The sequence below is a fragment of the Aeromonas sp. FDAARGOS 1411 genome, from assembly GCF_019047125.1.
GTDB classification, from domain to species: domain Bacteria; phylum Pseudomonadota; class Gammaproteobacteria; order Enterobacterales; family Aeromonadaceae; genus Aeromonas; species Aeromonas veronii.
Map to the genome: position 1 here is coordinate 2206900 of NZ_CP077214.1, position 20199 is coordinate 2227098.

Sequence of the window (20199 nt, forward strand, 5' to 3'; positions counted from 1 at the left end):
TCCCTCTGCTGTGCCGTTGCGCTTTTCCCCGCCTTATCCTCCCTGCGCATCCTGAAATTGACTCTCCTTTGACTCCGCTTTCGTTGACCCCGTCACAGTCAGAATATGGCGCGGCCATGCTGAAAAAAGGGATGAAAAATGTAAGAAAGTGCAAATTGATGCACAAATAAGCCACACAAGGGGGGCCTAACTGCATATAATGTGCCTACTTTGCACATTACTAGGAAGGAGTTCGCCCTTGGATGCCGCTACCATCAACAGTTTCTTTTTTGTCGCTGCCCTGTTGGTGGGAGCCAGCGTACTGTTGAGCGCCCTCTCTTCCCGCCTCGGTATTCCCATTCTGGTTATCTTCCTCGCCGTCGGCATGCTGGCCGGTGAGGATGGCCCAGGTGGCATCCACTTCGCTGACTACTCCATCGCCTATCTGGTGGGCAACCTGGCGCTCGCCATAATCCTGCTCGACGGCGGCATGCGCACCCGGGTCTCATCGTTCCGGGTGGCGCTCTGGCCTGCCCTGTCGCTGGCGACGGTCGGGGTGGCCATCACCACCGGCCTGACGGGTCTGGCCGCCGCCTGGCTGTTTGACCTCAACCTGATGCAGGGGATGCTGATCGGCGCCATCGTCGGCTCCACCGATGCGGCAGCGGTCTTCTCCCTGCTTGGCGGGCGCAGCCTCAACGAGCGGGTGAGCGCCACTCTGGAGATAGAGTCAGGCAGCAACGACCCCATGGCGGTGTTTCTCACCGTCACCCTGATCGAGGTGCTCGCCACCGCCCAGCAAGGGCTGGATGGGGGCTTCCTGCTGCTGCAACTGGTCAAGCAGTTTGGTCTTGGCGCCGGGATTGGCCTTGGCGGCGGCTGGCTGCTGTGGCGTCTCATCAACACCGCCCGTCTGGCGCCGGGACTCTATCCGCTGCTCACCGTCAGCGGCGGTCTGCTGATCTTCGCCCTCACCACGGCGGTCGGTGGCAGCGGCATTCTCGCCATCTATCTCACCGGTCTGTTGCTCGGCAACCTCGCCCTGCGCAGTCGCAGCACCACATTGTCGGTGCTGGACGGTCTGACCTGGCTCAGCCAAATTGGCATGTTTCTGGTGCTGGGGCTGCTTGCCTCCCCCCACAAGCTGCTGCCCATCGCCCTGCCCGCGCTGGCGCTGGCGATGTGGATGATCCTGTTTGCCCGCCCGGTGTCGGTCTGGATCGGGCTACTGCCGTTCAAGAACTTCGCCCCCCGCGAGCGCTGGTTTATCTCCTGGGTCGGCCTGCGCGGCGCCGTGCCCATCATTCTGGCGGTGTTCCCCATGATGGCGGGACTTCCCAATGCCCAGCTCTACTTCAACGTCGCCTTTTTCGTGGTGCTGGTTTCGCTGATTTTGCAGGGCAGCTCGCTGCCGCTGGCCTCAAAACTGGCGCGGGTGGAGGTACCGGCACCGCCGTCACCCATCAACCGCTCCGGGCTCGAGATCGATCTCGACAGCCAGTGGGAGACCTTCGTCTACCAGCTGGGGGAGGAGAAGTGGTGCATCGGCTCGCCACTGCGGGATCTGCAGATGCCCGCCGGCACCCGGATCTGCGCCCTGTTTCGAGGCCGCGAGCTGCTCCACCCCTCGGGCAGTACCTGTCTTCAGGCCGATGACATCCTCTGCGTCATCGGTCACGAACGTGACCTCCCCGCCCTCGGTCAGCTGTTCAGTCAGGCGCCGGAGCAGGATCTCGGCCCCCGCTTCTTCGGTGACTTCCTGCTGGAAGCGGCGGCACGACTGGTGGATCTCGCCCCTCTCTACGGGCTGGATGTGAGCGAGGTGGCGGATCAGACACTGGGCGATTTTATTGCCAGCCAGTTGGGCGATAATCTGGTGGTCGGTGACAACATCGAATGGCAGGGCCTGATCTGGACCGTGGCCGAAATGGACGAAAGCGTGCCGAGCAAGATCGGGGTGCGCTTTCAGGAAGAGGACCCGGTCTGACCGACCGTCCCGTATCAAGTCCCCAGCAAGAAGGGAGAGTGTTATGCCATATCAAAGTTTGCTGTCCGGCCACCTACCCCCCGCTGCCAATCTGGGGGTGATTGAAGGCTTTTTTGGCAAGGGATGGAGCTGGCAGGCCCGCGCCCGCTACGCCCAGTGGCTGCCACGCCACGGCTACGGTTTCTATATCTACGCTCCGAAAGAGGATGGCTATCTGCGCAAGCACTGGGCCCTCCCCTGGCCCGAGCAGCAGCTGGCCGATCTCGCCGAGCTGGCGCGCCAGAGCCGTGCCAACGGGCTCGCCTTCGGGGTGGGCTTGAGCCCCATGGGGGCGCATCACGACTACGATCGCAAACGCTCGGCGCTGCTTGAGAAGGTGCGCCTCATCGACGAGATGCTCCAGCCCGATATTCTGGCGGTACTGTTTGACGACATGAAGGGGGATACCCCGGACCTGGCCCGTCACCAGCTCACCATCGCCCACGATATCGCGGCCCACAGCAAGGCAAGCCGCCTCATCTTCTGCCCCAGCTACTACTCGACCGATCCGGTGCTGGAGAAGGTGTTTGGCGCCATGCCTCCCCGCTATCTGGAGGAGCTTGGCGAGCAGCTCGATCGCCGTTTCGAGATCTTCTGGACCGGCCCCAAGGTCTGCTCCAGCGAATATCCGGCCAGCCACCTCAAGCAGGTGAGCGAACTGCTCGGCCGCAAGCCGTTCCTGTGGGACAACTACCCGGTCAACGATGGCAGCAAGGCGAGCAGCTACCTGCACCTGCGCGCCTTCGAGAATCGCCCTGCCGAGCTGGCAGAGCTGGTCTCCGGCCACGCGGTCAACCCGATGAAACAGGCGGCGCTCTCCGCCCTGCCCCTCGCCACCCTGCCAATGAGCTACCGGCTCGGCAAGCAGTACGACCCCGACAAGGCGCTGCATGCCGCCCTCAACGCCACCTGCGGCCCGCAGATCTCGGCGATGATCGAGGCCGACCTGCCGCTGTTTCAGGATCTGGGGCTGGCCCAGCTCACCCCCGAGCAGATTGCCGCCCTCAAGGCGCGCTATCTGCCGTTTCGTGACCAATCCTGCGTAGACGAAATCGTGCGCTGGCTGGACGGGGAGTATGTGTTCGACCCCGACTGCCTGACCGATTAAACCACCCCTGCGGGGGGCAGAAAGGAGGTTGTATGGATGCACACCTGCTTTACCAGAATCTGGCGGTGACCGCCGCCTTCTTGCTGATCTACAGCCTGATCGCGGGGCGCTTTGAATCAAAACTGGTCAACGGCCCCCTGCTATTTCTGCTGACCGGCTGGCTACTGGGGCCGGGAGGGCTGGAGCTACTCTCCCTCTCCATCGACAGCGCCGGCATCAAGCTGCTGGCAGAGCTGACTCTGGTGATCGTGCTGTTCAACGATGCCGCCAACACCAACTGGCAGGTGCTGCTGGCCAACCGCCAGCTCCCCATCCGGCTGCTGCTGATCGGCCTCCCCCTCACCCTGCTCTGTGGCGCCCTGTTTGGCCACTGGATCTTCCCCGACCTGCCACTGTTGGAGATGGCGATCCTCTCCACCATTCTCGCCCCGACCGATGCGGCGCTCGGCAAGGCGGTGGTGAGCAATCCGGCGGTACCGGCACCACTGCGCGAAGGGCTCAATCAGGAGAGTGGCCTCAACGACGGCATCTGCGTGCCTGTGCTGCTCCTGCTGCTCGCCCTTATCGCCCCCACCGAGGAGCACACCGGCACCGCGACGCTGGCCATCACCCTGATGCTGGAGGAGATCGGTATCGGTCTTCTGGTCGCCTTCGTGCTGACCGCCCTCACCGTCCGGCTGCTGAAAGTCTCCTATCTCAACGGCTGGCAACTGCCGCTCTGGCGCCAGCTCACCATGCCGGGGCTGGCCCTGCTCTGCTTTGCGCTGGCCCAGACTCTCGGTGGCAGCGGCTTTATCGCCGCCTTCGTCGGTGGTTTGCTGATGGGACGGCGCCTTGGCGAGCACAAGCACGCCTATATGGATAGCTGCGAGGGGTATGGCGATCTGCTCTCGGTGGTGATCTGGATGGTGTTTGGCGCCACCCTGATGCCCATCCTGCCGGAGCTGCTGCACTGGCAGTTCTGGCTCTATGCGGCAGCCAGCCTCACCCTGCTGCGGATGGTGCCGGTCTGGCTGAGCCTCATCGGTACCGGCCTCAAGCCGGAGCTCAAGCTCTTTATCGGCTGGTTCGGGCCGCGGGGCCTTGCCAGCATCGTCTTTGCGGTGATGGTGCTGCAAAAAGAGCCCTCCCTGATTGGCCAGCGCCCCATCATCGCCACCGTGCTCTGCACCATCATATTGAGCGTCATCCTGCACGGCCTCAGCGCCAACCCCTGGGTCGAGCGTTTCAAGCCTCGCTGAGCCACCCGGCGCCCATAAAAAATGCCACCGATCGGTGGCATTTTTCTTTTCTGGCGAGAGTCACTGACAGCTCTTACCCGAGCGCCAGCCAGACTCCCACCCCCAGCATCAGAGTACCGGCGATGCGGTTCATCAGGGTGACGTTGCCGCTCTTGGCGAGGAAGTGGCGCAGGGTGCGGCCACCGCTGGCGTAGAGCAGCAGGCAGGAGAACTCGATGACCAGGATCAGCGCCACCAGCGCGCTGATCTGCGGCGCCATCGGCTTCTCGGCAGAGATAAAGGGGGGCAGCAGGGAGATCATGAAGGCCCACCCTTTGGGGTTGGCGATGGCGGTGACAAAGCCCTGCAGCGCCAGCCCCATGGCGCTGGTCTGCTGACCGGCCGAGAGATCCGCCGGAATGGCCATCTTCCCCTTGGCCTGCCACATCTGGATGCCAAGCCACACCAGATAGGCGCCCCCCACATATTTGAAGGCGGCGAAGATCCCCGGATAGTTGAGCATGATGGCTGCCACCCCGATCACCGACAGCACCGAGACCAGCCCGACCCCGATCAGCTCTCCCCACATCATGTGCAGGGTACGGCGCACCCCCAGGCTCATCCCCAGCGTCATCGACAGAGTCATGCACATGCCGGGGGTCACCGAGACAAAGAAAAAGGTCGGGATAAACAGAGCCAGAATGGCCGGATCGATCCAGCTGGACACAACACACCTCCATATGACGAGAGCGGGAAATCACGAAAACGGGACAGGATTGACACAACCCAGCCAGTTGTACCACATATTCAGGGGATAAAGCGCTCAATCATGCCTAAATGGCTCCTTTCTCACAAGAAAAAACCTTTTCTTCAGCACATTTCAGCAATAAAAGCCTGTGACAGCTCCTGACGTGCATGTGTAATATGTCGGCTCCTCCAATTCCGGATTAGAGTCATTTATGTCATTGAATAATCTATCAATACGTATCCAGGTCTTGATACCTTTGCTGCTGGCCAGCCTGCTGATGATGGTGATGATCGCCATCAGCAAACAGGGTTTGGATGAAGCCATCAATGACATAGATGAGACGACCCAGAGCGTGGTCCAGCACAAGGACGATATTGCCAAACTGATCCACGCCACCTACCGGCTACGCACCAGCGCCATCTATGGCCTCTACGATGCCAAGCTGTTTGCCGCTCTGCCCGCAAACCTCAACAGCGCCGAGCAGGAGATCAACGCCATCCTCGGCCGTCTGGTGCTCCCCGGTGCCGAGCAGGATAACCGGCAGGTCGCTGCCGCCCTGCAGGCCTACCTCAGCCATACCCGCAGCAACATGCTGCCGCTGCTGGCGCAAAAACATCAGGGTGGCGGCGATCCGGTCGCCTACGAGGCGGCTCGCCTCCATTTCCGCGAGCTGGGTGAACAGCTGATCAAGCAGATAGACAGCATGTCCGCCCACATCAACCAGCTGATCCAGCAAGAGCTGGCCGAAGAGCAGGCCCACTACGACGCCACCCTACTCCGTACCCTGCTGCTCACCGCCGGTACCCTGCTGGCGGCGCTGATCTGCGGCTGGGTCCTCTCCGGGCGCATCGTCAGCCCCATCAGTCAGCTACAAGAGGTGATGCACGCCGTGGCGCAAGGGCGCTTCAACGTGCGCGCCAAAGCGGAGGGCAACAACGAGCTGACCCGTCTGGCCAAAGATATCAATCTCACTCTGGGGCAACTTGGTAGCACCATCGAGAGCCTGACCGGGATCAGCAACAGCGTCGCCTCCGCCGCCACCGAGCTGGCCGCCGTGATGACCCAGTCCGAGGCCAATGCAAAGCAGCAGCACAGCGAGATCGAACAGGTCGCCTCCGCCGTAACCGAACTATCCAGCACCGCTGACAACGTCAACCACAACGCCGCCGTCGCCGACGAGCTGGCGCGGGATGCCAATGGCCGGGTCGAGCAGGGGCTCGCCCTCTTTACCGAAAGCATCGCCGCCAACAGCCGGATGGCGGGCAGTCTGGAAGATGCCGCCGCCATCGTGGCCCAGCTCAAATCCCAGTCCGAGCAGATCGGCAAGGTAATTGAAGTGATTCAGGGGATCTCCGAGCAGACCAACCTGCTGGCGCTCAATGCCGCCATCGAAGCGGCCCGTGCCGGTGAAACGGGTCGTGGTTTTGCGGTGGTGGCCGACGAGGTGAGAATGCTGGCGGCCCGTACCCAGGACTCCACCAAGGAGATCCAGGCCATCATCGAGCGGCTGCAGAGCCAGTCCCAATCCGCCAACAACGGCGTGCAGGAGACTCTGGAGATCCTCAGCCATAACCAGCGCTTGTCCGCTCAGGTGCAGGATCTGCTGAGCGGCATTACCGGTGCCGTGCGCCAGATCAACGACGCCAACGCCCAGGTCGCCACCGCCGCCGAGGAGCAGTCCTGCGTCACTGCCGACATCAACCGCAACATCACCAATATTCACGAGATCGTGAGCCAGAGCTCCGCCGGCATCAGCCAGAGCGCCAGTGCCAGCAACGAGCTCTCCCAGCTCGCCGAGCAGCAACGCAAACAGCTGGCTCAATTCCAGCTGTAAGCGCACAAAGTGAACCAGACAAAAAGGCCCGCAAGGGCCTTTCTTGTTGATGCAGCAATGGCTTTGTCTCTGTTTTAAACGCCATTTTTTGGCTTGTGGCGCCATAAGGGGCTGGGCTGCCCTGTCAAATATCGGTATGGTAGAGGCACGTTACTCCCCCTCACGTGAGCACACCATGAGCCTGAGATTCAAGAAACCCGCTTTTATCGCCCTGGGGCTCATCGCCCTCATTTCCGCCGCCTGGCTCGACTACTACCTGCCGGAGCACACCATCGCTACCATCACCGGGGTCGAGGTGAAGCGCACCGACAAGGATGGCCCCATCAGCCAGAAAAACCCGGCTGACGGCCCCACCACCGACGTCTATTACATCTACACCGAGCGCCCCGGCGAGAAGATCCGGGTGTTTCGCAATGAAGATACCGAGTGGGGCTGGCCCTTCTACTTCAAGTTCAACGCCGCCGACGTACAGGCCAAAGCCAAGTCGATGGAGTTTGAAAAACGGCTCGCCATCATCACCTCCTACGGCTGGCGCATCAACATGTTCTCCATGTTCCCCAACGTCACCAAGATTGAGAGCACTGAGCCTGACGCCTCCACCTGGAGCTTCTTCCGCTGGTTCTGGTTCGGCCTCTGGGCATTGGTGATGGGCAAAGCAGCGATTGCGACCTGGCGCTACTTCGATCGTCTTGAGGACGAGCTATGAGTGAGCCGAGCAAGACCCGCACCAGCTTCTACCGGCGGCTCTACGTGGCCTGGCTGATCAGCCAGGGCACGGATACGGTGCCCGCCATCATGGAGGCAACCGGCATGCCGCGCCGCACCGCGCAAGATACCCTGAACGCGCTGGCCGAACTCGATATCAGCTGCGCCTTCGAGCAGACCGAAGGGGCTCGCCACCTGCAGGGGCACTACCGTATCAGCGACTGGGGCCCCATCAATCCGGCGTGGATCAAGGCTCAACTGCCGCTTATCAAGGAGACGCTGAGCTATCCCTGATCAGGGCGCTAAGCAACAATAAAAAAGAGGGGCCAGCCGACAAGGCTGGCCCCTCTTTTTTCAGGCCGATAGCGTGACAGGTGGCTCTACTCGGGCATGGCCGAATCCTCAAGCTCCCCGTCAGACTCGCCGCGGGTGCAGTCGATGATGGAGCGCTTGGGGTTGTTGGGATCGCGCAGCAGCAGAGGCGCCAACCCCTCGTCATGCTTCTGCTCGTCACCAAACTCGCTGCCGTAGGCGTTGTGGGTCAAGCGGCGGGCGTTGGCGATGGGAGTATCGACAAAGAGAGCATGCACTTCGAAGCTGGAGGCGGGCACGATAAAACCGACCACCGGCAGGCCGTGCAGCTCCTCGTGCACCTTGTACCAGGCAAAGCCGTCGCTCACCTTGTAGGGGGTGTAATTGGCCAGTTGTAGATTGGCGGCCCTGCCCGTCTCATTCACATAGAGATCGGTAAATTCACAGGTCGCCAGCCCCTGCCACATCCGCTCGAATGGCGTCGCACAGCCTGTCAGTTGCAACCCGGCCAGCAGCACCAAGCCTCTCTTCCACATTCCCCGCCCCTTCTTGCAAAAATGAACCGGCGCTCAGTCAAACGCCCGCAGCCGCGTCACCAGCAGATCGATAAAGCCCGGACGATCCAGCCCCAACAATACCAGCGCATTGGCTGGCTTGCCGCTCAGACCATAACGATCCACCACCGTCATCCCCACGGTATGCTCCCCCCGGGTCTCGATATCGACCCGGCACTCGACCCCGTGGAACAGCTCGGGAGCCAGCAACCAGGCAATGGTACAGGGGTCGTGCAGCGGCGCGCCAGCAAACCCCCACTTGGGATCCCGGTGGTAGATCATGAAAAAGTCGAGCAACCCCGCCACGCACTGGGCCACCGGATTGGTGATGGCGCGTACCCGCTCGATATCCTCGTCCATCACCTGAGCCTCGTGGGTCACGTCCAGCCCGCACATGGTGATGGGGATGCCCGACTTGAACACCATATCGGCCGCTTCCGGGTCCACATAAATATTGAATTCCGCCGCCGGCGTCCAGTTGCCGGCCCCTGCGGCGCCCCCCATCAATACGATGCGGGCAATCTTGGGTTTGAGCTCGGGATGTGCCGCCAACAGCAGGGCGACATTGGTGAGCGGGCCGGTCGGCACCAGGGTCACGGGCTGCGGGCTCTCGCGCAGACATTTGGCCATCAACTCGATCCCCGTCATCCCCTGCGGCGCAAAGGCGGGATCCGGCAGTTTGGGGCCATCGAGGCCCGACTCGCCATGGACGTTGTCGGCGATAATCAGCTCGCGGGCCAGCGGTTTCGGCGCCCCCGCCGCCACCGGAATATCGTCCCGCCCCAGCAAGGTGAGGATGCGCAGGGCATTGTTGAGGGTCTTGTCCGGCGTCTGGTTGCCCGCGCTGGTGGTAACTGCCAACACGTCAAGTTCTGGGCTGGCCAGCGCCAGAATGAGGGCGATGGCGTCGTCGTGGCCGGGATCACAATCGAGAATAACGGGCAGTGCCATGGGATGAGTCCTTACAACATAACAGGGAGCCATACCTTAACAAGCAAGCCTCGGATGAACTCGGGAAGGGGTCACAAAACGGGGCCTTGTTGCTGACCTGGGCGGTTTGCACGGCACACCGTCTCGCTCAACGCGGCACATTATCAATAGGTTGCATGGCGTCATCCCGTTCATTTTCCGAGGCTGCGCACCACCCATTCGCCCGGCCGCGCCGGTTCGGGTATGATCGTCCCCCGTTTCCAGCCCGTGTGCCCTATGTCCGTTATCGTCGACACCTTTATCGCCCCACCTTGCAGTGCCGCCATCGAGATCCTGTTCGAAGATGAACACCTGCTGCTCATCAACAAGCCAAGCGGCCTGCTGAGCCTGTCGGGCAAGAATCCGCAGAACCTCGACTCGGTGCACTATCGACTGGTGCAGGATTACCCCGGCTGTACCCTGGTGCATCGCCTCGATTTTGGTACCTCGGGTCTCATGGTGGTGGCCAGAAACAAGGCCATCAATGCCCTGCTCTGCCAGCAGTTCAGTCAGCGGGCGGTGAGCAAGGCCTACAGCGCCCTGCTCTGCGGTCATCTGATTGACGACGAAGGAGTTATCGACGCCCCCATCGCCAAGGATCCGGCCCTCTTTCCGCTGATGAAGATCTGCACCGCCAGCGGCAAACCCGCCCGCTCCCGCTATCGGGTGGTTGAACGGCTGGAGCAGCAGATACAGGGGCAGACCGTGCCTTTGACCCGGGTACGACTGGTGCCGGAAACCGGCCGCACCCATCAGCTGCGCATCCACAGCCAGCTGCTGGGCCACCCCATCCTCGGTTGCGATCTCTATGGTGGCCTGCTGCTACCCGGCTGCGAACAGGCCCCCCGGCTGATGCTGCATGCCAGCGAGCTGGATTTTGTCCATCCGGTAAGCGGCGAGCCGATGCAAGTGCGCTGTCCAGCGCCGTTTTAGAGGCAATCAGTAGAGACAACCAGCGCGAGTGCGGCGGGATCAGTGAAAGGGGTAACGGGAGAGGAAAAGCGGTAAACGGCGGATAAAGATAGGGGCCGCGCTTTCGCAACGGCCCCCCCCCCACTCTTTGTGGTGCTATCAGATCAGCTTGCGGGCAGCGCCCAGTACGATCTTGATGGCATCAGATTCGGTCTTCGCCATGGTCTCGGCGTTCGGGATCTCTTGCTGGGTACGGTTGACGATAACGCCAGCCACCATACCGGCACGCAGGCCCTGGCTGGAGCACATGGTCAGCAGGGTTGCAGATTCCATCTCATAGTTCAGCACGCCCATGGCTTGCCACTCTTTCATGGAACCTTGGAAACGGCTCACTACACGGCCGGATACGGTGTCGTAACGCTCCTGACCCGGGTAGAAGGTGTCGGAGGAGGCAGTCACACCGATGTGCAGCTTGGAGCCCATCTCTTTGGCGGTGTTCACCAGTGCGGTGGTGCAGTCGAAGTCGGCAACAGCCGGGAACTCCATCGGTGCGAAGTGCAGGCTGGCACCGTCGAGGCGCACGGAACCGGTGGTCACGATCACGTCACCCACGTTCAAGTGCGGCTGGATGGCGCCAGTGGTGCCGATACGCAGGAAGGTACGGATGCCCAGCTGGGCCAGCTCTTCTACCGCGATGGATGTGGACGGGCCACCGATACCGGTAGAGCAGATGATCACGGCCTTGCCGTCCATCTCGCCGCGCCAGGTAGTGAATTCACGATGGCTGGCCAGGTGCACCGGGTTATCCAACAGCTCTGCGATACGCTTCACGCGCTCGGGGTCACCGGGGACGATCGCCAGGGTGGCGCCTTGCAGATCCGCTTTCTTCAAACCCAAGTGAAATACATCAGACATATTGGACTCCTGGTTGCCCCCTGCCAGCATGGTCAGGGCACAAGTTAAGATGATTCTTTATGATACTTTCAAGCCTTTACCCCCCTCTTCGGGGAGGCGCCAACTATGGTCGAAAGCGCTTTCCAATTCCTTGAAGCGCCTCACACTTCCACGCATTGACAGTGACAAACATTGCGCAAAACGTTTGCTAACTCAATGAAATAATTGACAAACGTTTTTCTGCAAATCGAGTCAGATGCGGGAAAGTCAAGCCTGGTTCAGCGCTTAATTAACGACTCGTGATCGACCCCGTAAAGTTGTAAACAAGATGCTTTTGTATCCCTTTCTAGATGGTAGCCTAGCTCTCAACTACCACTTAATGGCTAACTATAGGAAGTCCATCATGGCTACATTCAAATTTTATATTCCCGCAATCAACCTGATGGGTGCCGGCTGTCTGCAAGAGGCTGCCGCCGATATCAAGGGTTACGGCTATCGCAAGGCGCTGATCGTCACCGACAAAATCCTCAACCAGATCGGTGTGGTTGCCAAGCTCACCACCCTGCTGGCTGAACATGGCATTGAAAGCGCTGTTTTCGATGAGACCAAACCCAACCCCACCACCAGCAACGTCGAAGCGGGTCTGGCCATGATCAAGGCCAACTGCTGCGACTGCGTCATCTCGCTGGGGGGCGGCTCGCCTCACGACTGCGCCAAGGGCATTGCGCTGGTCGCCGCCAACGGTGGCAGCATCAAGGATTACGAAGGGGTGGATCGCTCCGCCAAACCGCAACTGCCGCTTATCGCCATCAACACCACCGCCGGTACCGCCTCCGAGATGACCCGCTTCTGCATCATCACCGACGAAGCGCGCCACGTGAAAATGGCCATCATCGACAAGCACGTTACCCCGCTGATGTCGGTCAACGACCCCGAGCTGATGCTGGCCAAGCCGGCTGGTCTCACCGCCGCCACCGGCATGGATGCCCTGACTCACGCCATCGAAGCCTATGTCTCCACCATCGCCACCCCGGTAACCGATGCCAGCGCCGTGATGGCCATCGAGCTGATTGCCAAGCACCTGCGCACCGCCGTTCACCACGGCGATGACCTGCATGCCCGCGAGCAGATGGCCTATGCCCAGTTCCTGGCCGGCATGGCATTCAACAACGCAAGCCTGGGCTACGTGCACGCCATGGCCCACCAGCTGGGTGGTTTCTATGACCTGCCCCACGGTGTCTGCAACGCCGTGCTGCTGCCCCACGTTCAGGCGTTCAACGCCCAGGTGAGCGCGGCTCGTCTGAAGGATGTGGCCCGCTACATGGGGGTAGACGTGAGCGCCATGAGCGACGAACAAGGCGCCGCCGCGGCCATTGCCGCCATCAAGCAGCTGGCGCTGGATGTGAAGATCCCGGCGGGTCTGGAGCAACTCGGCGTCAAGGCCGATGACTTCGATACCCTGGCCAGCAACGCCCTGAAAGATGCCTGCGGCTTCACCAACCCGAAACAGGCGAGCCACGAAGAGATCGTTGCCATCTTCCGCGCGGCGATGTGACCCTGTTAACACCTTGAATAGCGAGGGGCCGATCAGGCCCCTCTTTGCATTATTTCGTTAACACGACATCGTTGATGGAGCTCGCCAACCGGGTCAGTACAGTACGAATATTGCTTTTGGTTGCTTTGAAGGCCAGGGAGCGATCACTGGCACACTGAGCCACGAAACGGGTATCCCCTTCGAACGCCACCGTATAGATCTGGATCCCCTTGCGTTTCATCTCCCGGCATAACAGCAACTGCTTGCGATCCCGCAATGCCGCCTCGGTCATGTGTTCCCCATCGGAAAACAGCACCATGATCTTGCGGTTATCCTGTAACCCATATGGGCGCGGCAAAGCTGCCGCCCCCTGCCGCCAGCGTCCCTGCCACTCTGGTGAAAGCAGCCGCCAACCCCACATCACTCCCTCTGCCGTGTTGGTATTGAATGCGGCATAAAGGGTATCAAGCGCCTGACGATAGTCGGCACGGGTCGACAGGTGCGCCTGAATGGGGCTCACCCCGCAATCCGGATCATCGAAGATGCCGAGCTTGTCACGGCGGTTCTCCAGATAGCGATCCAGCGGATTTTCTTTTGGCGCAAAGGCCAGCAAGGGCGTCCCATCGCCATAACGGGCAATGGGGGGAGGCTTGGTGCTGTAAAAAAGATGGGGCCTCAGTTCATCCCGCGGGGCCTGCTCCAGTTTGCGGATCCAGCCGGGCGTGACCTCTGCCACCCGATCGATACCATCAACATGTTCCGGCAATCTGGCACAGAATGCCTTGCGTTGACGCCCAGGCACCTCTCGCGACAACAGATTGAGCCAACCACGCTCCTCTGCCAGCGTCCGCAACCCGAAGGGAATTTCGATGCTTTCGGGATGAAACAGCTCGGGATGATCGCCGATATTGACCAGCCCGGTGGCGGGAATGATGCTGACCACCCGATCCTGATTGCGCCGCTCGCGACCAAACAGCACCTCGCCAAACTCGACAAGGCCCTGCTTGATCGCCTTCATGGGTGCACCTGACATGGAATCGGAAATATCCAGCACCAGCGCGACTTCGATCCGGCTTCGTGCACTGCTGGCACGCGCAGCCGCCGCAATCGGCATCCCCTCCTCCCCTTCATCTATCGCCGAGAGATCCATCAGAGCGGGCACTTTTCCCTGCAAGATCACTTGCGCCCCCTGCTCTCCCTGGTTCAGGCGGGGAGTAGCCACCTGCAGGTTACGCCCGCTCAGATTGGCCTGCATCAGCGCCTGAGCATCTTGCAAGGCTGTATCGCTATCTGCCGCAGAGTAGATGACTGCATCGGCAGCGGCGCTGAGCAGACTCTGGCCGTTGTAACCGCGCACCAGCTCGATGGCGACCCCGGTCAGCGCCAATACCCCGACCAGCATCAATGCGAATGCCGGAGATAAGCCGCCACGCTGTTCAGACAATAGTGGCATCAGTGGATCTCCTGAATAAAGTGGGTGGTCAACGCACGATCGCCCCACAGGCGGCGAAACATGCCCCCCCCTTCCAAATCCGGACGATAGCAAAGGGTCACCCGCATCAAGGTGCCAACCCGCAGCGGCGGCCAATTGCCCTGCCCGGCACAGCCACTTCCCTGCAACAGCGGCAACAGTTCACCACTGGCGCTGTTGTACTGCTCTATGGTCAACGCCGCTTGCCCACCATGCAGAGCCGCCAGTTGCTGCTGCACAAATCCTTGATAAAACGCCAGCTGGGAAACTGCCGCCGCATCCTGCGTGACCCCTTGCTGGGTCACGATCTGAGTCACGTTATAGGCCACATTGTGCAACCGCTGTTCAAGGCGCAGCAGTTGCAATGCCTCGTTGCCAAAACTGAGCAGGGCCAACAGCGCGGGGATAAACAGCATCGCCTCGATGCTGATGCTCCCTCTGTTTTGTGCGGGTCGAGAGATGGTTCTGCTCATCCTGCACCACCTGCCGGCAACCGGTCAGTCAGCAACAACAAGGTGCTCTGATAACCCAGCTGGCGATCGGCCACCAGCCAGCTCGGGGTCAGCAGCAAACGGGGGCGAAGTCTGGCAGTCACCTCCAGCACGGGATCGGCAGGCGCACGGGTGTCACTGCCCGGATCCTGCCCTCCCTCTTGTTGCCCCAACATGGCTGCAAGTGACACATGATGCCTGACAGTCACCTCCACCCCGGCCAATTCACCGTGCCCTTGCTTGAGTAACCGCTCCCGAATAGCGCCAGCCAAGGGGATACGCCCAGCGGCCGACTCGGCCTGCAGCTCCCGCAATGCAGCGCGCAGGCCATACTCCAGGGTGCTGTATTGCAGCTGTATCCGCAGCACATCCACCACCAGCAACAACAACGCCAGCAGCAGTGGCAAGATGATCACCAGTTCGATGCTGGCCACGCCACGCTGATGATTCACACAGACTGCCCTCTGAGTTGCGCCTTGAGCAGCCGGATATCGTGTTCCAGCTGGCTGGCACTGAGAAAGCGCGACAGGATGAGGCGAGCCTGAGGTTCATTGCCCTCGGCCAGCAGCAGCAGGGCGTAGTTCATCTCCACCTGGGGTGGCAGGCTCTGATAATGCAGCAGCGGCTCGAAGGCCTGACGAGCTGCGACCCGGTTACCCTCCATCAACCAGCCCAATGCCAGATTGCCGCGATAGTCAGGCTCATCCGGAGCAGCGGCGACCGCCGCCTCAAACAGCGCTCGCCCTTTGGCAAACGCCCCCTGCCGCAGACTGGCTACCCCCAGCCCGTTGCTGAGCCGGGCCCGTGCCAACGGTGTCAGCTCCGGCAAAGCGAGTCCTTGACGATAAGCGGTTGCGGCCTCCTCCGTGCGCCCATCATCGAGCAGGAACTTGCCCAGATAATTGGCCGCCTCCGGTGCCTGCTTGCCAGCGCGGTCGAGCAGCTGTTGCAGGCCATCGCGCGCGGCCTGCTTTTTATCTTGCTGATAACGGGTTCGCGCCAGCATCAGCTGCGCCTCTTCCAGCGAGACATCACTGCTCAAGAGCGCCAGATAGAGGCGTTCAGCCTTCTCATACTGGGCAGAATCAAAAGCGGCCTTGGCCACCGCCATGCCATTGCTTTGACTCTGTGCCGATACATCACCATGGCTGCTGCATCCCGCCAGCAGAAGCAGCGAGATAAAAATGAGGTAATAGCTTGATTTCATATCCGATTCCATCACCTGCTCAACGCAGGCTGTTGATCAACAAATTGAGGGTGGGGGCAATGATCAGCACCAGCATGGGCAACATGATGAGCGCCATCTGGATGAGGGTGATCTTGCCCGGCAGGGAGCCTGCCTGCTCCTCCAGTGCCAGTCGTCGCATCTGGCGCGCCTCCTGACTGATGGTGCGCATGGTCTCGGCCAATGGCGACCCGTACTGCTGAGCCATCTGCAAGGTGTTGGCGAGACGATCCAGCTCGGGCAAACCGGTCCGCCAGGCAAGCCGTGCCAGACAGCTGGCCTGATCGCCGCGCATCTGGATCTCGGCATGGGTACGCAAGAATTGCCGGGCAAGCCCCGGCTCCAGCGCCTCCAGATAGTGACCTACTCGCAGCAACGCCCGATCCAGCGCAAGCCCCGCCTCGACACTGATCACCAGCAGGTCGATGGCATCAGGCACCACCTTCTGCTGAGCCGCCTTGACCTTGCGGGCCCGCCATTGCAGCCAGCGCTCCGGCAAACCGGCCCCTACTACATAGGCCATCAGTACCCACATCAGGGTGAATCCATCGGCCGGGGCAACCAGCAGGCGCCATGTCAGCACCATGATGGCCAACCCCAGCCCCCCCAGCAGCTTGGCACCCCGTAACCGGTCAAAACCCTGGCTGGCAAAGACCCCGGCTTGCGCCAGTAACTGCTGCAAACGTGCCTGCTCGCGGCCGCCCACCGGATAACCGCGGCCGCACCACGCCAGCCACTCACGCCCCGGCACCTTTGCCGCGGCAAGAGTGGCATAACGGCGACACTGTTGTTGCCACTGTTGTTGTTGCCGGTAACCGTACCAGCCCGTCACAGCGGCAAGCGCAAGCGACAGCAGTGCCAATCCGAATAGTTGGGTAACAGCCATGACCTACCCCTGCAGACGCGTGAGCCGGCGGATAAGCCAGAGCCCCACCGCCACGCTGATTGAGACATACCCCATCACCCACTGGCCGCTGGCCGTGGTCATCAGATAGGTAAAGTGCTCCCGCCCGGTACTGAACAGCACCAGCAGGATGATGACAGGCAGAGCGGCCAATACCTTGGCAGAGTTGCGACTCTCGGCGGTGATGGTCTGGATGCTGGCCGCCAGGGTCTGACGGGCACGCAGGGTTTCGACCAGTTGTGCCAGCACGTCGGAGAGGCGACCACCGGTCTCTTGCTGCAGGCTGAGCACTATGGTCAGAAACTGGAACTCGGCCACCGTGACCCTGCTTGCCGCCTGTCGCATCACCTGCGCTACCGGTTGCCCCACCTGCAACTCGTCGTGCATCTGGGCAAACAGCCGTGACATCAAGCCGCGCTGCTGCCGTGCCACTTGCTGGAAAATATCGGCCAGCGGCGCCCCCACCCGCAGCGCCCGGATCATCCCGTCTATCACCTCGGGCAAGCCAGTGCGAAACTGCTCCAGCGCCCGCTGTTGCAGCTGTTGATAGAGCAGCAGACCAAACAGCAGCGCTCCACCAACCGCCAGCAACAACGCCAGCCAAAGCGGCATGCCATTGGCGACCAGCAAGATGCAGGCAAGTGCAGCGCCTGCCGGCCCCTGCCAGCACCAGCGTGTCAGTTGTTCCTGCCCCACCATGGTCACCATCTGCTGATACCACTGGGGCAAGGGACGCGCCGCCTCCCGGGATTCCGGTTGCCCGCCATAACGCTGGCTCTGTTGCAGCCAGGCTTCACGCCGACTCTGCCACTGCCAGAGCAGCAGACAAGCCGCCCCCCAGCCAAGGCAGACGGATAACAGCATACTCATGCGCCCTCCTCCCCATCTTCATCCATGCACGCCTGCAACTCGGCTAGCAGGCCCGCCTGACGAGCCTTTTCTTGTACCCCGGCCGAGAGCGGATGGGCCATGAAGCGCCCCTGCAACTTGCCATGCAGCTCGGACTCCAGCACGAAACGAAACAACGGTTGCATCCTGATCTGGCCTCCCTCCAGCGCCGTGATTTCACTGATGGCAGTGATGCGGCGCTGACCATCGCGCATTCGCTCCAGTTGCACCACCAGATCCACCGCGCTGGCGATCTGGGCCTGAATGATCTGCTCGGAGAGGCGCTCCGCCCCCATCTGCAACATGTTGGTCAGGCGCAGCAACGCATCTTCCGGGGTGTTGGCGTGCAGGGTGCAGAGTGAACCGTCATGGCCGGTGTTCATCGCCTGCAGCATGTCGAACGCCTCGACGCCGCGCACTTCCCCCAAGATGATCCGGTCCGGCCGCATCCGCAGCGCATTGCGCACCAGCGCCCGCACGCTCACCTCCCCCTTGCCTTCGGCACTCTCGTTGCGCGTCTCCAGCGGTACCCAGTGCGGCTGCTCAAGAGAGAGCTCGGCAGCATCCTCAATGGTGATGATCCGCTCGTCGTCGTTGATGTGCTTGCTCAGGGCGTTGAGCAGGGTGGTCTTGCCCGACCCCGTCCCCCCCGAGATCAACACGTTGAAACGACTGCGAGCAGCCAGACCGAGAAAGCGGGCCATGGCGTCCGACAAGGCCCCTTTCTCCACCAGGTGAGCCAACGTCAGGCGGCTACTCGGGAATTTACGAATGGAGATGGAGGTGCCGCACAGGGCGATCGGCGGTGCAATGACGTTAACCCGGCTGCCATCGGCCAGACGGGCATCCACCATGGGGGTGGACTCATCCACCCGCCGTCCCACCGCATTGACGATCCGCTGCGCCACATTGAACACATGTTGACGGTCGCGAAAGCGCACCCCCGATAACACCAGCTTGCCGTGCCGCTCCACATAGACCTTGTCCGGACCATTGACCAGAATGTCCGACACCTCGGGATCATCGAGCAGGGGTTGCAGCGGCCCGACCCCCACCATCTCGTCCACCAGTTGCCGCCCCAGCAGGAGCAACTCCTGACGGTTGTAAGGGAGCATGCGGCGGCTCGAGAGCTGATCGAGAGCATTGGCGACCCGCTCCAGCAATGCATCACGGGGCAAGGTGGCGGCCACCGAAGGCTCCACCAGCTCGTAAAACGCCTCGCGCGCGGCCTCAGACATGGTCAGCAGCGCCCCTTGTACCGGCGGCTGACGATTGCTGGCTTGTCCGAACATCAGCGCAATCCTCCCCGGCGGCGTCCCGCTGGTTGAGTGCCAACCAGCTCGGCTGCCAGCCACTTGATTGCTCGGGCCAGTTTGCTTTTTTGCTTGATAAGCGCCATACCGGCCCGCTCGGCTCGTACAAAGGCGCCGTGGTCATAAGGCAATACGGCGGCATGAGGTTGACCACAGACCCGCTCCAGCTCTGCGGCGGGCACTCGCCCCTCCTTGCCGCGGCAATGGTTGCCTACCAGCAGGTGACGTTGAGCCTGCCCTCCTTTGGGCAAGTTCCCCAGCAGTCGCAATGCCCCCAGACTGAAATCGTGCAACCAGATCACCACATCTGCCTCTTGCAGCAAGGCGCGTAACCCATGGCTGCGCAGGTCCGGCACATCGATAATGAGGGTGCTGTAGTGCTCCGCCATCACATTGACCGCGGCCACCAGCTGCTCGGCGCCGAGCACCAGCTCAGCGCCCTCGTCATAGAAAAGGAACAACCGTGACCCGAGTTGATGAGCGGTGTGGGCCAGCAAGGTGCCATCTAACCGATCGGTCGCCTGCCACCACTGCTCGCCGGGCGGGGCATAGTCGCTGCCCAGCAAAATGGGGTGACGGCTGTGATAAAGATTGAGATCCAGCAGGGCCACCTGACGGTGATGCTGCTCTGCCAGCTCCAGTGCCAGATTGGCGCAGACGGTACTGGTGCCCACGCCACCCGCGGCCCCCACGACACAGATCACTCTCCCTTTACGCAAGGAGGTCACCAGCGGCACCCCCAGCAGACGCAGCAGACCTGCACGAAGTGCATCAGGATCCAGCGGCGCCGGATAGTAATCATCCACCCCCACCGAGATCAACCAGCGAAACAGGGCAACATCCCCCCGCTCCCCCACCAGCACCAGTCGCATCTGGGGTGGACAGCATTCAGCAAGCGCCGCCAGATCTGCCGCCAGTGTCTGCTGATTTTCCACCTCCACCAGCAGGATATCGGGCGCCCCGTGAGCCAGACAGTGCGCTCTGGCCTCCGCCAGAGAGCCCGTCAGTTGCAGGTGCTCCACATCGCTCAATCCGGCCATCACCCGCTCGACCCCGGCACTCAAGGCAGGCTGGCGCGTCACGGCCACCAGCCGTTTGGCTTGTTCACTCAT

At 61.5% G+C, this 20199-nt stretch carries 20 protein-coding genes; 8 read left to right on the forward strand and 12 right to left on the reverse strand.

Annotated features, from left to right (window positions below; genetic code table 11):
• Nucleotides 1–238: 238 nt before the first annotated feature.
• The 3 genes from I6L41_RS09745 to I6L41_RS09755 are packed head-to-tail and all read left to right on the forward strand — an operon-like array spanning nucleotide 239 to nucleotide 4354.
• The gene (locus tag I6L41_RS09745; protein ID WP_043818568.1) at nucleotides 239–1966 is read left to right on the forward strand and encodes a potassium/proton antiporter; all 1728 of its coding nucleotides are present in this window, start codon (nucleotides 239–241) and stop codon (nucleotides 1964–1966) included.
• Nucleotides 1967–2009: 43 nt separating this feature from the next.
• Nucleotides 2010–3113: a beta-N-acetylglucosaminidase domain-containing protein gene (locus tag I6L41_RS09750; protein ID WP_216963674.1), complete on the forward strand. Its 1104-nt coding sequence runs from the start codon at nucleotides 2010–2012 to the stop codon at nucleotides 3111–3113.
• 32 nt (nucleotides 3114–3145) lie between these two features.
• Entirely contained in the window at nucleotides 3146–4354 is a 1209-nt protein-coding gene (locus tag I6L41_RS09755; protein WP_216963677.1) for a sodium:proton antiporter, read from the forward strand.
• 73 nt (nucleotides 4355–4427) lie between these two features.
• Here I6L41_RS09755 and I6L41_RS09760 read toward each other — a convergent pair whose 3' ends face one another.
• Nucleotides 4428–5060, reverse strand: coding sequence for a LysE family translocator (locus tag I6L41_RS09760; RefSeq protein ID WP_216963680.1), 633 nt, complete (start codon nucleotides 5058–5060; stop codon nucleotides 4428–4430).
• Between the two features lie 232 nt (nucleotides 5061–5292).
• On the opposite strand from I6L41_RS09760, the gene I6L41_RS09765 reads away from it, so the two are divergent.
• From I6L41_RS09765 to I6L41_RS09775, 3 genes are all read left to right on the forward strand, one after another.
• Nucleotides 5293–6915, forward strand: a complete 1623-nt coding sequence (locus I6L41_RS09765) for a methyl-accepting chemotaxis protein (RefSeq protein ID WP_216963683.1) — start codon at nucleotides 5293–5295, stop codon at nucleotides 6913–6915.
• Nucleotides 6916–7090: 175 nt separating this feature from the next.
• The gene (locus I6L41_RS09770) at nucleotides 7091–7621 is read left to right on the forward strand and encodes a DUF1523 family protein (protein WP_042053974.1); all 531 of its coding nucleotides are present in this window, start codon (nucleotides 7091–7093) and stop codon (nucleotides 7619–7621) included.
• Complete coding sequence (locus I6L41_RS09775) at nucleotides 7618–7914, forward strand: helix-turn-helix domain-containing protein (protein ID WP_216963686.1); 297 nt, start codon at nucleotides 7618–7620, stop codon at nucleotides 7912–7914. Before I6L41_RS09770 ends, I6L41_RS09775 begins: the two co-directional genes overlap by 4 nt.
• Before the next feature lie 86 nt (nucleotides 7915–8000).
• Here I6L41_RS09775 and I6L41_RS09780 read toward each other — a convergent pair whose 3' ends face one another.
• Both I6L41_RS09780 and rihA read right to left on the reverse strand, forming a co-directional pair.
• The gene (locus I6L41_RS09780) at nucleotides 8001–8468 is read right to left on the reverse strand and encodes a hypothetical protein (RefSeq protein WP_216963689.1); all 468 of its coding nucleotides are present in this window, start codon (nucleotides 8466–8468) and stop codon (nucleotides 8001–8003) included.
• Nucleotides 8469–8501: 33 nt separating this feature from the next.
• Entirely contained in the window at nucleotides 8502–9437 is a 936-nt protein-coding gene (gene rihA, locus I6L41_RS09785) for a pyrimidine-specific ribonucleoside hydrolase RihA (RefSeq protein WP_216963692.1), read from the reverse strand.
• A 222-nt stretch (nucleotides 9438–9659) separates the two neighbouring features.
• Between rihA and I6L41_RS09790 the strand changes: the two genes are divergently transcribed.
• The gene (locus I6L41_RS09790) at nucleotides 9660–10388 is read left to right on the forward strand and encodes an RluA family pseudouridine synthase (protein WP_216963695.1); all 729 of its coding nucleotides are present in this window, start codon (nucleotides 9660–9662) and stop codon (nucleotides 10386–10388) included.
• Between the two features lie 138 nt (nucleotides 10389–10526).
• Here the strand turns inward: I6L41_RS09790 and udp are convergent, their stop codons facing one another.
• Nucleotides 10527–11282 (reverse strand): uridine phosphorylase, encoded by a 756-nt coding sequence (gene udp, locus I6L41_RS09795; protein WP_005337975.1) that lies wholly within the window; start codon nucleotides 11280–11282, stop codon nucleotides 10527–10529.
• A 382-nt stretch (nucleotides 11283–11664) separates the two neighbouring features.
• Here udp and yiaY point away from each other — a divergent pair, with 382 nt between their 5' ends.
• On the forward strand, nucleotides 11665–12816 hold the full coding sequence (gene yiaY / locus I6L41_RS09800) for an L-threonine dehydrogenase (RefSeq protein WP_139406289.1): 1152 nt from the start codon (nucleotides 11665–11667) through the stop codon (nucleotides 12814–12816).
• Between the two features lie 49 nt (nucleotides 12817–12865).
• Here yiaY and I6L41_RS09805 read toward each other — a convergent pair whose 3' ends face one another.
• Genes I6L41_RS09805 through I6L41_RS09840 form a run of 8 tightly spaced genes read right to left on the reverse strand, consistent with a single transcriptional unit; the run spans nucleotide 12866 to nucleotide 20199 of the window.
• Nucleotides 12866–14248, reverse strand: coding sequence for a vWA domain-containing protein (locus I6L41_RS09805; RefSeq protein ID WP_216963698.1), 1383 nt, complete (start codon nucleotides 14246–14248; stop codon nucleotides 12866–12868).
• A complete protein-coding gene (locus I6L41_RS09810) occupies nucleotides 14248–14739 on the reverse strand; it encodes a hypothetical protein (RefSeq protein WP_042053982.1) in 492 nt (163 codons plus the stop codon). Before I6L41_RS09810 ends, I6L41_RS09805 begins: the two co-directional genes overlap by 1 nt.
• A complete protein-coding gene (locus I6L41_RS09815; protein ID WP_124929812.1) occupies nucleotides 14736–15209 on the reverse strand; it encodes a TadE/TadG family type IV pilus assembly protein in 474 nt (157 codons plus the stop codon). The genes I6L41_RS09810 and I6L41_RS09815 overlap by 4 nt, the downstream gene beginning before the upstream one ends.
• Nucleotides 15206–15964, reverse strand: coding sequence for a lipopolysaccharide assembly protein LapB (locus tag I6L41_RS09820; RefSeq protein ID WP_216963701.1), 759 nt, complete (start codon nucleotides 15962–15964; stop codon nucleotides 15206–15208). Before I6L41_RS09820 ends, I6L41_RS09815 begins: the two co-directional genes overlap by 4 nt.
• A 19-nt stretch (nucleotides 15965–15983) precedes the next feature.
• Nucleotides 15984–16868 (reverse strand): type II secretion system F family protein, encoded by an 885-nt coding sequence (locus tag I6L41_RS09825; RefSeq protein WP_216963705.1) that lies wholly within the window; start codon nucleotides 16866–16868, stop codon nucleotides 15984–15986.
• A gap of 3 nt (nucleotides 16869–16871) precedes the next feature.
• On the reverse strand, nucleotides 16872–17756 hold the full coding sequence (locus I6L41_RS09830) for a type II secretion system F family protein (protein ID WP_216963708.1): 885 nt from the start codon (nucleotides 17754–17756) through the stop codon (nucleotides 16872–16874).
• The gene (locus tag I6L41_RS09835; protein ID WP_216963712.1) at nucleotides 17753–19066 is read right to left on the reverse strand and encodes a CpaF family protein; all 1314 of its coding nucleotides are present in this window, start codon (nucleotides 19064–19066) and stop codon (nucleotides 17753–17755) included. The genes I6L41_RS09830 and I6L41_RS09835 overlap by 4 nt, the downstream gene beginning before the upstream one ends.
• Complete coding sequence (locus I6L41_RS09840) at nucleotides 19066–20199, reverse strand: P-loop NTPase (RefSeq protein ID WP_216963715.1); 1134 nt, start codon at nucleotides 20197–20199, stop codon at nucleotides 19066–19068. The genes I6L41_RS09835 and I6L41_RS09840 overlap by 1 nt, the downstream gene beginning before the upstream one ends.